Origin of the sequence: Rheinheimera lutimaris (genome assembly GCF_013283795.1) — a bacterium.
Classification (GTDB): Bacteria; Pseudomonadota; Gammaproteobacteria; order Enterobacterales; family Alteromonadaceae; genus Alishewanella; species Alishewanella lutimaris.
The window spans coordinates 151,129-163,646 of the sequence record NZ_JABSOD010000002.1 but is presented as its reverse complement, the minus strand read 5'-3'; the positions used below and the strand labels follow the sequence as shown (position 1 = coordinate 163,646).

Sequence of the window (12,518 nt, the reverse complement as noted above, 5' to 3'; positions counted from 1 at the left end):
CTACTCTCCTAACTGACTATTAAAGGTTGTTGCAGTGTCGCTTGTTGAATAAAGCTAAGCTGCTGTTGATATAAGCTTTGCAACTGCGCTAACAGCTGCGGTTCATCCGGATAAAATTGCAGGGCCCGGCGCACCTGAGCGATGGCCTGCTCCCAAATTTGTAGTTGCTGCTGCCAATTATCAAAGCCCTCGGCGACAGCGGCAACCTGGCTTAATTGCTGTGCTTTTTGTTGCTCGTACACCTGCAGTAACATCAGCTCTGCTGTCGGCATGGCGGCTGAGCGCTGCGCCGGTGTGGGCAAAATAGCCAGTTGCCAGCCTATTAAGCCCATTAACACCGCAGCGGCAGCACTGGCCCAATAGCCCAAAGGGGCTTTGGCCGTTGCCCGTGCCGGTAGCCGGTCGGCAATGTCCGGCCACAGCTCACGCTGCGGCTGCAGGTCCGGCGTTAACGCGCGGATAGCGTCATCTAATTGTTGTTCATTCATCAGCTAACCACTCCTGTAACAGTTGTCTGGCGCGGTGATACTGCGCTTTTGACGTGCCCTCTGCGATACCCAACAGTGCAGCAATTTCCTGATGCTGATAGCCTTCCAGCGCAAACAATACAAATACAGCCCTGGCTTGCGCCGGTAAGCGCTGTATTGCTTGTTCCAGCGGCGCCTCGTTACTGCTGCAGGCAACGGCTTGCTCTGCTAATTCCAACTCGTCACTGCTATCGGTCAGGCGCAGATATTTTTCTGTGCGCCAGATATCTATTGCCGTGCGGGTCGCTATGCTGTGTAGCCAGGTGGCAAAACTGCTGTCACCACGAAACGCCGGCAACTGCTGCCACACTTTTATAAACACATCCTGGCTGGCATCTTCAGCCTTTTGCCGGTTGGCCAGCAGGCGCCAACACACTGCATATACCCGACCGATAAACTGCTGATACAAGCAGTGAAACGCCTGCTTATCGCCGTTTTTTGCCGCCGCGATTGCCTGCGCAATCTCCATTGCCATAAATGCCCTTAGTTAATCTGCCGCATAGTTTTTATTGCTATTGTCAGGTTAGTCGCCAGCCTAACGCCAAAGGTTTAAACAGGGGAAATTTTTTTATTGCGCTGCAGAAAAAGAAAACCGGGAGCCGGGCTCCCGCCACTAAATAGTGAATAATAATCCAGGAAGGAAGGTGTAACGGCACGCAGTATGACGCCGGCCAATGTCAGTTATGTTACAAAAACGCGATCGTTTTATGAAATGAGCGGCAAAAAAAGCCGGATACGCAGATCCGGCAAAATGTTAAGCACTGGAGGAACAGATTTGCCTGTAAAGGCCTGCCTACTGTGCCGTTGTTATATGACAAGCAGATGATTTGTTTGCGTCATATCGGTTACCATTGTGCACTTCAATGACCACCAGCACGACAATAACATGACTCCCCTGCCCACACAGCGCTTAGCCAAATGGATAGCACAAAGAGGCCACTGCTCGCGCCGCGCGGCTGAACGCTTGATTGCCGCCGGTGCGGTCAGCGTTAACGGCGCGGTGGCCAAACATACCGATGCCGTCAGCGCTTTGGACAGGATCTGTATTAACGATGAGCCATTGGCCGGCCCACCGCCGCTGTGCTATATGCTGTATCACAAGCCGGTGGGGGTAGATTGCAACAACCGGCCGCAAGACCCGGCAAGCTTATATCAGGTTTTAAAAAATCTGCCACAACGCGTATTTGCGGTAGGCCGGCTGGATAAAGACTCAAGCGGCTTATTGCTGTTAACCAATGACGGTGAGCTGTGCCAGCGCCTGCTGCACCCGGCTTATTACCATGAAAAAAGCTACCGCGTAGACACAGACAAAGCCGTAACGCCCGCGTTTATTGCCCAAATGGCAGCCGGTGTAAGCTGGCAATTGGGTGAAAAGATGTATCAATCCAGCCCTTGCAAAGCAGAACAAAGCGGCGCACAGCAGTTTTGCATTACGCTGACTCAGGGCCTGCACCGGCAAATCCGTTATATGTGTAAGACGCTGGGTTACAAGGTTACCGCGCTGCAGCGAGAACGCTTACATAATTTGCATTTAGCCGGCCTGGCCGTCGGCGAGCTTCGTGAACTCAGTGCCGCCGAATTAGCACAACTGCCAGGCACAGCTGCGCCGGTTTAACATAGCTGCGCCAGCCGGGCGCGCTGCCACAACCACAAGCAGAGTAAAAAAGTAACGCCATACATCAGTAAAGCCCCCACTACCACGCCTTGCCACTGTAACCATTGCCAAAATGGCTGCAAATACAGGCCACCGGTGCTGGCGCCAACATAATAAAACACCAGATACAACGCACTGGCGCTGGCTTTAGCGCGGCTGGCGCATTGGTTTACCCAACTACTGGCCAATGAATGACATAAGAAAAAGCCAAAGGCATTAATAAAAAAGCCGGCAATAATCAACCATAAGCTGCTGCTAAGGGTAACTATGGTACCCAGCATTAAAATCAGCACCCCCAGCGCCATGGCCAGCGGCACCGGCAGCTTCAGCGCTACTTTGGCAGAAATGGCCGAGCCGATGGTACCTGTAAAATAAGTAATAAACAGCAGGCCAATCCAGAAACTGGACAAGTTATAGGGTGCATCCGACAGCACAAAAGCAATATAGGTATACTGGTTTAAAAAGATAAAAAAGCTCAGGCCGCCAATTAAATAGGTAAGCAGCAACAACGGCTGACGCAGATGAAACAAGCTGTCAGCCAGCGCCTGACGCAAGCGGAACGGCTTGGCGCTAAAGCCTTTAGCCGCCGGCAGATCACGCCATATCAAATAACAGCTGAGTGCACCAAGCACGGCCATCGGCCAAAACACCCACTGCCAGTGGCCGACATCAGCCAGGGCGCCGGCCATTAAACGCCCGCTGATCCCGCCCAAAGAATTTGCACTGATATAAAACCCTACCGCCGCTACCAGCGCCGGCTTAGTGTATTCTTCGCCCATATAAGCAATGGCAACTGCCGGCAAACCGCCGAGAAAAACCCCCTGCAACGCCCGCCAAAACAGCAAGGAAGCATAGCTTTCCACCTGCGTTAGTGCCAGAGTGCTCAGCGTCATACCAATAAGCGTAAACAGCAGAATTGCTTTGCGGCCACGCGCATCTGATAACGCCGCATACACCAGCAACGACAAGCCCAAACACAGAGTCCCTATGGTGTAAGCCCAGCTGGTTTGCAGCGGTGTTAAGCCAAATTCGCGGCTAAGCACCGGCAATAACGGTTGTAGCAAATGCAAATTGGCAAACACCACCACAGCCGCTAAACACAGCGCAAAAGTGGTGCGGTAAAATGCCGGGCTTTTGTATTCAATCACTACGTAGCGCCTTGGTTGATCAGCTTATGTTTTGCCGGGGCTGCCAGTATAAAACTATTTATGCGTACAAACGAGCGCGCCGGCGCCATTGCAACAATCTCAGGCAAAAAACACAATATTGGCTAAAGTTTCGGTAGCAGCGGCCGATACCCGTCCACGGGCTATACTAAAGCCACTATTTCAGGAGTTACAGTATGAGTATTTCTTCCGGCAGCACTTCAGCTAACAATGCTGCGGCTATTGCTGCAGCAAAGCAAAATACCGCGGCGGCAAAAACCGACGATAACCGTGGCATTAAAGATGCAGCGGCACAGGCGAAGCAAGCGCAAAACACGGCAATTTTGCGTGCCAATGAACAGGTATCGCTGCGCAGCAACAATGACTCACTCAGTTTACTCTACAAAACCGCACTGGAAGGTATCAACGCTGAGCTGGAACCGGTACTGGGTGAAAACGCCGCGCAAAAAATCTACGACTCCGGCATTGATACCTCGCCCGAAGCAACCGCCGATCGCATCGTTGCCTTTGCTACCGGCTTTTACAGCCGTTACAAAGAGCTTAACCCCGGGGCATCGGAAGAGGAAACCCTCGACAGCTTTATGCAAATAATCGGTGGCGGTATCGAAAAAGGCTTTAGCGATGCCAAAGATATTCTTAAAGGCTTAAAAGTCTATGAGGGTGAAGTAGAAAGCGGCGTAGATAAAACCTATGGTTTGGTGATGCAGGGCTTAACCAGCTTCCGTGAAAAAATGCTGGAAATGGCTGCAAACCCGCCGGCTGACGACACAAATACCGACAGCGACAATAATCCGGCCTGACAGCAGCCCTAAGGCTGCTGTTTTTAATGATTACGCTTTTTCGACAGCTTCCGCTGCGGTTATCCGCGTGACTAACAGCTGGTCTATTTTGTAGCTGTCGATATCGACGACTTCAAATTTATAGCCACCGTGCAGGACGAAGTCGGTACGTTTGGGGATTTTACGCAGCGTATACATCATAAAGCCGGCGATAGTTTCATAGTTTTCCGGACTGGGAAAGGTATCAATATCCAGCACCCGCATAACATCCTGCAGCGGTGTTAAACCCTCCACCAACCAGGAATTAGCATCACGGGCGACTATTTGATCTTCCTCTGAATTAACCAGCTCGCCCATCACTATGCTCATTACATCTTTTAACGTAATAATACCCACCACCAGCGCGTATTCATTCATGATAATGGCAAAGTCGAGCCCGGCCGATTTAAAATGTTCCAGCACTTCGTACAGCGACAGCGTGTCAGGGATGATCAGCGGCGAGCGCACTATGCCTTCTTTTTTTAACGAAATGGGTTGGTCGTGCAATACCTGCATCAGAATATCGCGGGTATCAACATAGCCCACAACTTTATCCAACACCTCGTCACAAACAATAAATTTGGCATGCGGATGTTCCGCAATCTTGGCTTTGATATTGTCCTGGGATTCATTATTGGTGAAGAAAATTAAGCTTTCACGCGCCGTCATCGCCGAGGTTACCGTGCGCGACTCCATATCAAATACGTTTTCCAGCAGCTGATGCTCGTGTTCCTGCAACACGCCGGCCTGCGCGCCGGCTTCCATCATGGCAATAATATCGTCGGGGGTAATATCGTCTTTGCGCATAGTGGGCACATTAAACAGGCTGAAAAACAAATTCGCCAGGCCGTTAAATAACCACACAAACGGCTTAAGTAAGGTAATTAAAAACAGCATCGGGCTTACTACCCTGGTAGCAATTTTTTCCGGTGCTATCATCGCCAGCCGCTTGGGCATTAAGTCGGCAAATAAAATAAACAGCGAGGTAACAAAAAATACCGACAACGCAAAACCGGCGTTGGCAACCCAAGCACCCTGAAAAAACAGTGCCAGTAACGAGCTGAAATAAGGCGTAAACGCCGACTCACCTAAAATACCACCGAGAATAGCCACTGCATTTAAGCCAATTTGTACTATGGTGAAAAAGTTACCGGGGTGTTCCTGCAACGCCAGCACTTTTTCTGCATTCACATTGCCTTCGGTTGCCATTAAGCGCAGACGCATTTTGCGTGATGCCGCCAGCGCAATTTCTGAAATAGAAAAAAATGCACTGCTGGCGACCAGCAATAACATTAACAACATATATTCCGGCGTAGACATGTGTTCTCCTGCAAATCTGCCTCAGCATACTGCGCTGATACCTTGCGCCATTATAGCCGCAGTTACCGCAAAACCATGCTAACTAACTGAAAATAATCAAACAGAAATAAAGTTACTGCACCGCAGGCAGTTTTTTTTACGCTGACTATACTTCAGCTGACACTAAACTACGCGGAGCAGTACTATGAAAAAAGTCGTGTTAACCCTGGCAGCACTGTGTGTAATGAACACAGCAATGGCCGATGAACAAATAGCAGAAACTTTATGCGGCTATATAAAAGAGGACAACCGGAATCAGCTGCGCAAAACCCTGTCTGAAAACAAACTTAACGTGCGTAATATCTACAGCAGCATTAAATGCAACAACGAGTCTATGCTGCAGTTCGCTATCCGCCACGACGCCTTTGAAAGCGGTTCTTTTATTGTTAAACAAATGCCGTCAAAAACCCTGGCCGAATTTGATTACAGTGGCTGGGCCGCCGGCAACGGCTTTGAAGCATCCGCGCTGGTGGATGTTATAAAAACCCGTATCGGCGAGTAATACTGCTTGTTGCCAGCAGCGTTTTGCGATGCTGTTGGCATTATCACAATTTCATTTGATACATATCAAACTGCTTCACCCGTCATGGTGTACATTTATTAACCAAGCCATTTGCGCGGAGCCTGAACATGACTAATGTACTTAGCATAGTGTTGGCCGGCGGTGCCGGAAAAAGACTGCAGCCATTAACGTTAAAGCAGGCCAAACCGGCATTAACCTTTGTGCAGCGCCGGCGTATTATCGACTTTGTACTTAGCAACCTGTGGCACTCCGGCTTTAAGCAACTACTGGTACTAACGCAATACAAACCTGACAGCCTGCAGCGTCATATACAACAACTGTGGCAACCGCTGTTTGGCAGGGACGGCGGCTTACAGCTGTGTCAGGCAGCAGAGCAATTACAACAGGGCACCGCCGGTGCCGTGGCAGCTGAACTTGCTAAGGTGCGCGATTTGCGGCCCGATGTTATCGCCGTATTAAGTGCCGACCATGTGTATAAAATGGATTACCGCCAAATGCTGGCTGTCCACCAACAGCAAAAGGTCGCCGTTACCGTTGCCGCTATTGCGGTACCGCTGGCGCAGGCACGGCAGTTTGGTATTTTCGCCGTCGACAACAATTTTAATATTACCGGCTTTATCGAAAAGCCGCAGGGGGCGGTACCACAAATACCCGGCCGGCCTGGCTTTGCTCTGGCGTCGATGGGTAATTACCTGTTTAATGCCAGCAGCCTGTATCAACTGCTGGATACAATTGATGCCGGCACGCCCTGTGATTTTGGCCATGATTTGCTACCTGCACTTTTTGAGGCGGGCCGGGCCGGCATTTATGACTTTAGCACCAACCACTTGCCAGGCGAGCAAAGCCTGCCGCATTACTGGCGTGATGTCGGTACCTTAGCCGCCTATTTCCACAGCCGGCTGGACGTATTGCAGCACCCCGACTGGCTGGACGGGCCTGAACAATGTTGGCCAATACTGGCGACAAGCGGCAGTATAAAGCAGCGGCGCACTGCGCCTGGTTTAATACAGCGTTTAAGCCGCAATGGCTTGCATCCGCTGTATCTGTAACCTTACTGCGGCTATAACAAAGCAAATGCCAGCGCTAAACTGCGGCCGCTTAAAATCAGGCTAACCAGTAACACCACTACCCCAAGTACATTTTGCCAGCGGCTGTTTTTATACGGCGCCGGCAGGCTGTAATTCATCGCCAGCAATAAACACAGACAAATCAGCGGCAGTAAAATGCCATTAGCGACCTGGGCAAACCAAATAACCTTCAGCGGCCTCACACCTATTGACGCCAGCGTTACGCCACAAACGATAATAACCAGCCAGGTAAGCCGGAACAGCGGTTGTTTTAAATCCAGTGGTTTACCTAAAATGCCGGTCAGCGCATAAGCGGCTGCCAATGGTGCAGTAATAGCCGATGATAACCCTGCTGCCAGCAGCCCCAGCGCCAGACACCAGGTGGCCGCATTACCGAATAACGGCGTCAGCGCCTGCGCCAATTGCGCTACGTTTTCTAAGGTTTGCTCGCGGCCAAAAAACGCCGCGGCAGCAGTGGACACTATGGCAATAGAGATTAAGCTGCCCAATGGTATTGCCACAGCAATGTCGCGCGCCGAAGCACGCAGTGCCAGCTGCGTCGTCGTTTGGGTAGCTGTTTGCGACTGCGACCACTTTTGCGCCGCAGCCGCCGCGTGCAGAAATAACGAATACGGTACTACCGTAGTGCCTATCAGTGCCACTACGCTTAGCACGGCGCCCGGCGGAATAAGCGGCCAAAATGCACCTTTGAGCAGCGCCGGTATATCCGGCTGTGTCAGCAGCATAGTGCCGATAAAGGCCAGGCTCATCAGCAGCACCAACACAATCAGGCAACGCTCAATCAGCTTATACTGACCAAACCACAGCACCATAGCGGCAATAAAGCCCAACAACAGCGCCCACAGGTTAATGCCGCCAGCATTATGCCAACTTTTAATCAGGCCGATATCACCAAACAGGGCGTCAGCGCCCAGCGCCGCGCCGCTTATATTGCCGCCCTGATAGGCGCTGTTACCCACAACAATAGCAGCAATAACCAACAGCAATAGCGGCCAGCGCAGCAGCGGATGCTGTAACAACTCCCGCAGGTTCTCGCCCAGCCCGCGGCCGGTAACAATACCCAGCCTGGCCGCCATTTCCTGCAGCACCATGGTAGCAAATACCGAGAACAGCAGCGCCCAAACCAGCGCATAACCATAGTTGGCGCCGGCCAGCGAGGCGGTAATAACGGTGCCGGGGCCAATAAATGCCGCAGTGACTAAGGTTGCAGGGCCAAAACGTGAGGTTTTTATTGTCATATTAAATAGTTAACCGGAAAGCATGGCGCTACCTTAGCACAAGGCAGCGCCACCGGGTCAACTGTGCACAACATCCCTGTTAACCGCGCACCAGAGATAAGGTTAAGCCCGGATATCCTGCTCTTCCTGCTCTACCGGCGGCGGTGGCAACATATCTTCCCTGCTGATGCCAAGAATTTCTGCAATCGCGCTGGCCACATAAATGGACGAGTAAGTCCCCACTGCAATACCAAACAGCAATGCTGTGGCAAAGCCGTGAATGAGTGCGCCCCCCAGATAAAACAGCACTATTAACACCAACACTGTGGTCAGCGAGGTGATTACGGTGCGGTTAAGTGTTGAGGTAATGGCGGTGTTAATCACCTCTGCTGCACCGGCATCACGTAGCTTGCGAAAACTCTCACGAATGCGGTCAAACACCACTATAGTGTCATTAATGGAATAGCCTATCAGCGCCAAAATGGCCGCCAGTACGGTTAGATCAAACTCGAGCTGCAACACAGAAAACAGCCCCAGCGTAAGAATAACGTCGTGTGCCAGTGCTACCACCGCCCCGACGGATAAACGCCACTCAAAGCGCATCGCCACGTACAGTAAAATGCCGATCAACGCGACTAACATGGCCATGCCACCGTCTTGTTTTAACTCTTCGCCGACACTGGGGCCGACAAACTCGACGCGGCGCATGCTGACCGGCTCAGTTTGTTGTGCATTCAATGCCTGCAATACACTATCGCCCACCACTGCCTGCGCAACATCAGCTCGCAGCGGTATGCGAATCAATACATCACGGCTGCTGCCGAATAATTGCACCACCGCATCGCCATAACCGGCGCTGTCCAGCGTTTGCCTTACCGCAACTAAATCTGCCGGTTGGGCAAACCCGGCTTCAATTACGGTGCCACCGGTAAAGTCCAGCCCCCAGTTAATACCGTTGAAACTAAAAGACAGCACTGAGCCCAGCAGCAACAGGCCGGATAACACTACCGCCGGCCATTTTAACCGCATAAAATTCAGTGGCCGGCTAAAAGAAAATACTTGCATAGCGTGCTCCTTAAACCGGCAGTGACTGCAAACGGCGGCCACCCCAAATTAAATTAACCATTAAACGTGTCCCCACCACAGCGGTAAAAATTGACGTCAAAATGCCTATTCCCAGTGTGACGGCAAAGCCTTTTACCGGTCCGGTACCGATACCAAACAACACCAACGCCACCAACAAGGTGGTAATGTTCGAGTCAGCGATGGTAGCAAAGGCACGGTCGTAGCCCAGATGTATGGCTTGTTGTACAGAGCGCCCCTCTGCAAGCTCCTCCCGAATACGCTCAAAAATAAGCACATTGGCATCCACTGCCATGCCCACTGTCAGCACGATACCGGCCATACCGGGCAGGGTTAACGTCGCGCCCGGGATCATCGACATTACCCCGACCATCAGCACCAGGTTGGCGACCAGCGCAAGGTTAGCCACCATGCCGAAAGCTTTGTAATACAACGCCATAAACAGCAGTACCGCCGCCATGCCCCAGCCAATAGCAGTCAGCCCCAGCTCGATATTTTCCTGCCCCAGGCTTGGGCCTATACTGCGCTCCTCTATGATTTGCACCGGCGCTATCAGCGCCCCGGCCCGTAATAACGTGGCCAAATTTTGCGTTTCTGCCGGGGTACTGATACCGGTAATAGCAAAGTCGTGTCCCAAGCGCGTGGTAATAGTGGCATCGTTAATCACCTCCTGACGCTTGACTAAAATACGGTTGCCATCTGCCCCCACCTCGCTGCCGGGAGTGTACTCGGTAAATACCGATGCCATGCGCCGGCCCACTGCATCTTTACTGGCTTGCGACAACATAGCGCCGCCTTTGGCATCGAGCTTAATCAGCACCTGCGGCCGGCTGTATTCGTCATAACCGGCGGCGGCATTACTGATATGGTCGCCGGTCAGCATAATGCGTTGCTCCAGTAATAACGGCCGGCCATCCCGGCTGTAAAACAGCGCAGAGCCGGGCGGCACTCTGCCGGCCAGGGCAGCGGCCATATCGCCGTCGGTATCGACCAGGCGAAACTCCAGCGACGCGGTAGCACCCAGAATTTCTTTTGCCTGCGCCGTGTCTTGCACGCCGGGTAGCTGCACCACAATGCGATCTGCGCCCTGGCGCTGCACCAAAGGTTCAGCCACACCAATATCATTAATACGGTTGCGGATAATGCTGATATTTTGCTCCAGCGCATAATCGCGAATGTCCTTTACCCGCTGCTCAGTCAGGCTAAGTTGTAAACTCAGGTCATCACGCCCTTGCGTAAGCAGTAAGCCAAGGTCCTGTTTCGCTATCAGCGCTTTTGCGGTGACGACATCGTCTGCAGTGCGCAGCACAAGCTGCACCCGGCCTGCGGCAGTATCGGCTTCAATGCTGCGATAACGGATGCCCGCATCACGTAATTGGCTGCGCAGCGTTGGCACCAGATCATTGAGGGTTTTGTCCAGCGCAGCGTTAATATCCACCGCCAGTAAAAAATGCACACCACCGCGTAGATCCAACCCCAGCTTCATCGGCGTAGCGCCAATAGCGCTTAGCCAATCCGGCGTAGCCGGTGCCAGGTTCAGCGCAGTGATATAGCCATCGCCCAACTGCTTGTTGGCAATGTCATGCGCCTGCAGTTGCTGTTCAGTACTGTTAAAACGCACCAGCAAACGGCCGTTTGTCAGCAGCATTGATTTTGCCGCTATACCGGCGTGATCAAACTGTTGTTCAAGCACAGCGCGTTGCTGCTCTGTGACCACAGCGCCGCCTCTGGCACTGATATTCAAGGCAGGATCTTCCGGGTATAAGTTTGGCAAGGCATACAGCAATGCCAGCAGCAGTAAGCCTGACACCAGAATATAGCGCCATAACGGGTTTTTATTTAACATGGTTGTTCCTTCACATCGCTTTGGCCGGTGCAGCAGTGCCATACCGGGTAAGCAAAAACACAGCAGGCTAAGCCGCTGCAGCGTTAATGTTTAACGTGAAGAAAAAGATGGCGGCGCGCGCGCCTGAAGGTTAACAAGAAAGTGGCTGGCCAGCTGCAGCTTTGCCGTAGCGGCCACGGTGACACTGTGGTATTGCGCCAAAGCCAGCGGCGCAGGTAACAACGCTGCGGGGGGCGTATCATCAGTCTCTGCTTCAGTATTTAGCAGATGTTGCGGCAGCGCTGGTGCTATAGCATAAAGTTGGCTGTCAGCCAGTGGTGATAAGCGTACATCGTGCACGGCAAAGGCTTGCGGCGTACACAATAAACTCAGATAAAACAGTATGGCGACACTACTCAGCCAACGCATAACACCTCATTGCTACCTTTACACGCGCTATGCAAAGCAAGGCGGCGTAACGGCATAATGGGCGCTAATGCGTTACAGCACAAGTCGTCGCCAAAAAAATAGTCATTTAGTTGCCGGGCTTTGCCACAGCGCTGTTAAGCTGCCGCTTGCCTGGCTTGCTGCTCCAGCTCAGCTTTTAATGCCGGCTCCAGCTTTAACTGGCGTGCCAGCTCAGCTAAATAGCTGCGTTCCATAAAATTTTCTTCATCCACTACCAGCACGCTGGCCAGGTACATTTCCGCCGCCATTTCGTGCGTTGTAGCACTTTGGGCTATTTCTGCCGGGTCCAGCGGTTTTTTCAGCTCAGTGTCAAACCAGCGCTGCAACTGGCCATCGCTGGTTAAGCGGGCAATTTCGTTGTCAATCAGCTCGCGCTCACGATCATCAATATGACCATCGGCTTTGGCAGCACCGATAATGGCGCGCAAAATAGCATGGCTGTGCTGTTCAGCTTGTGGCGCCGGTAACCGGTCAATGGTTTGCGGCTCAGCCTGTGACACTTTGGCGCCCTGTTGTTGCTGATAATTACTGTACGCTTTATATGCCACTACACCCAGTGCCGCCAGACCACCATAAGTTAAAATTTTACCGCCCATTTTACGGCCTTTTTTACTGCCCAGCAGTAAACCCAGAGCCCCACCGCCTAAGGCCGCGCCGGTTTTACCGGATAACAAGCCACCCAAACCACTACCGCTGCTTTGACCACTACCGCTGTTGCCCGACAGTAACTGCGAGCCCTGCTGAAACAGCTGGTCCAGTAACCCTTTGGTATTCATAATCTTGCCCCTGA

At 52.1% G+C, this 12,518-nt stretch carries 13 protein-coding genes; 4 read left to right on the top strand and 9 right to left on the bottom strand.

Features of this window, described 5'->3' with window-relative positions; all coding sequences use genetic code 11:
• Nucleotides 1-8: 8 nt before the first annotated feature.
• Both HRH59_RS02400 and HRH59_RS02395 read right to left on the bottom strand, forming a co-directional pair.
• A complete protein-coding gene (locus HRH59_RS02400) occupies nt 9-488 on the bottom strand; it encodes a hypothetical protein (protein WP_173499674.1) in 480 nt (159 codons plus the stop codon).
• On the bottom strand, nt 481-1,002 hold the full coding sequence (locus HRH59_RS02395) for an RNA polymerase sigma factor (protein ID WP_173499673.1): 522 nt from the start codon (nt 1,000-1,002) through the stop codon (nt 481-483). Before HRH59_RS02395 ends, HRH59_RS02400 begins: the two co-directional genes overlap by 8 nt.
• Before the next feature lie 411 nt (nt 1,003-1,413).
• Here HRH59_RS02395 and HRH59_RS02390 point away from each other — a divergent pair, with 411 nt between their 5' ends.
• Complete coding sequence (locus tag HRH59_RS02390) at nt 1,414-2,142, top strand: pseudouridine synthase (protein ID WP_173499672.1); 729 nt, start codon at nt 1,414-1,416, stop codon at nt 2,140-2,142.
• On the opposite strand, the gene HRH59_RS02385 is transcribed toward HRH59_RS02390, so the two are convergent.
• Nucleotides 2,139-3,329 carry an MFS transporter gene (locus HRH59_RS02385; RefSeq protein WP_173499671.1) on the bottom strand — a complete coding sequence of 397 codons (1,191 nt, stop codon included), beginning with the start codon at nt 3,327-3,329 and terminating at the stop codon, nt 2,139-2,141. The two genes, HRH59_RS02390 and HRH59_RS02385, sit on opposite strands and share 4 nt — an antisense overlap.
• 194 nt (nt 3,330-3,523) lie before the next feature.
• Between HRH59_RS02385 and HRH59_RS02380 the strand changes: the two genes are divergently transcribed.
• Nucleotides 3,524-4,147 (top strand): DUF5610 domain-containing protein, encoded by a 624-nt coding sequence (locus HRH59_RS02380; RefSeq protein WP_173499670.1) that lies wholly within the window; start codon nt 3,524-3,526, stop codon nt 4,145-4,147.
• Nucleotides 4,148-4,177: 30 nt separating this feature from the next.
• Here HRH59_RS02380 and HRH59_RS02375 read toward each other — a convergent pair whose 3' ends face one another.
• The gene (locus tag HRH59_RS02375; RefSeq protein ID WP_173499669.1) at nt 4,178-5,485 is read right to left on the bottom strand and encodes a hemolysin family protein; all 1,308 of its coding nucleotides are present in this window, start codon (nt 5,483-5,485) and stop codon (nt 4,178-4,180) included.
• 184 nt (nt 5,486-5,669) lie between these two features.
• Between HRH59_RS02375 and HRH59_RS02370 the strand changes: the two genes are divergently transcribed.
• Both HRH59_RS02370 and HRH59_RS02365 read left to right on the top strand, forming a co-directional pair.
• A complete protein-coding gene (locus tag HRH59_RS02370; protein WP_173499668.1) occupies nt 5,670-6,026 on the top strand; it encodes a DUF3718 domain-containing protein in 357 nt (118 codons plus the stop codon).
• A gap of 128 nt (nt 6,027-6,154) precedes the next feature.
• On the top strand, nt 6,155-7,096 hold the full coding sequence (locus HRH59_RS02365; RefSeq protein ID WP_173499667.1) for a sugar phosphate nucleotidyltransferase: 942 nt from the start codon (nt 6,155-6,157) through the stop codon (nt 7,094-7,096).
• Between the two features lie 11 nt (nt 7,097-7,107).
• Here HRH59_RS02365 and HRH59_RS02360 read toward each other — a convergent pair whose 3' ends face one another.
• The 5 genes from HRH59_RS02360 to HRH59_RS02340 all read right to left on the bottom strand — a co-directional run bounded on the left by HRH59_RS02360 (nt 7,108) and on the right by HRH59_RS02340 (nt 12,504).
• Nucleotides 7,108-8,373, bottom strand: a complete 1,266-nt coding sequence (locus HRH59_RS02360; RefSeq protein WP_173499666.1) for an Nramp family divalent metal transporter — start codon at nt 8,371-8,373, stop codon at nt 7,108-7,110.
• A gap of 102 nt (nt 8,374-8,475) precedes the next feature.
• Nucleotides 8,476-9,417: a protein translocase subunit SecF gene (gene secF / locus HRH59_RS02355; protein ID WP_173499665.1), complete on the bottom strand. Its 942-nt coding sequence runs from the start codon at nt 9,415-9,417 to the stop codon at nt 8,476-8,478.
• Between the two features lie 10 nt (nt 9,418-9,427).
• A complete protein-coding gene (gene secD, locus HRH59_RS02350) occupies nt 9,428-11,281 on the bottom strand; it encodes a protein translocase subunit SecD (protein WP_173499664.1) in 1,854 nt (617 codons plus the stop codon).
• A gap of 90 nt (nt 11,282-11,371) precedes the next feature.
• On the bottom strand, nt 11,372-11,689 hold the full coding sequence (locus HRH59_RS02345; RefSeq protein ID WP_173499663.1) for a hypothetical protein: 318 nt from the start codon (nt 11,687-11,689) through the stop codon (nt 11,372-11,374).
• 134 nt (nt 11,690-11,823) lie between these two features.
• A complete protein-coding gene (locus HRH59_RS02340) occupies nt 11,824-12,504 on the bottom strand; it encodes a tellurite resistance TerB family protein (RefSeq protein WP_173499662.1) in 681 nt (226 codons plus the stop codon).
• Nucleotides 12,505-12,518 lie beyond the last annotated feature (14 nt).

Coding starts and splice junctions, on each gene's coding strand:
- HRH59_RS02400 (WP_173499674.1), bottom strand. CDS start 488: ATGAATGAACAACAATTAGATGACGCTATCCGCGCGTTAACGCCGGAC.
- HRH59_RS02395 (WP_173499673.1), bottom strand. CDS start 1,002: ATGGCAATGGAGATTGCGCAGGCAATCGCGGCGGCAAAAAACGGCGAT.
- HRH59_RS02390 (WP_173499672.1), top strand. CDS start 1,414: ATGACTCCCCTGCCCACACAGCGCTTAGCCAAATGGATAGCACAAAGA.
- HRH59_RS02380 (WP_173499670.1), top strand. CDS start 3,524: ATGAGTATTTCTTCCGGCAGCACTTCAGCTAACAATGCTGCGGCTATT.
- HRH59_RS02375 (WP_173499669.1), bottom strand. CDS start 5,485: ATGTCTACGCCGGAATATATGTTGTTAATGTTATTGCTGGTCGCCAGC.
- HRH59_RS02370 (WP_173499668.1), top strand. CDS start 5,670: ATGAAAAAAGTCGTGTTAACCCTGGCAGCACTGTGTGTAATGAACACA.
- HRH59_RS02365 (WP_173499667.1), top strand. CDS start 6,155: ATGACTAATGTACTTAGCATAGTGTTGGCCGGCGGTGCCGGAAAAAGA.
- HRH59_RS02360 (WP_173499666.1), bottom strand. CDS start 8,373: ATGACAATAAAAACCTCACGTTTTGGCCCTGCAACCTTAGTCACTGCG.
- secF (WP_173499665.1), bottom strand. CDS start 9,417: ATGCAAGTATTTTCTTTTAGCCGGCCACTGAATTTTATGCGGTTAAAA.
- secD (WP_173499664.1), bottom strand. CDS start 11,281: ATGTTAAATAAAAACCCGTTATGGCGCTATATTCTGGTGTCAGGCTTA.
- HRH59_RS02345 (WP_173499663.1), bottom strand. CDS start 11,689: ATGCGTTGGCTGAGTAGTGTCGCCATACTGTTTTATCTGAGTTTATTG.
- HRH59_RS02340 (WP_173499662.1), bottom strand. CDS start 12,504: ATGAATACCAAAGGGTTACTGGACCAGCTGTTTCAGCAGGGCTCGCAG.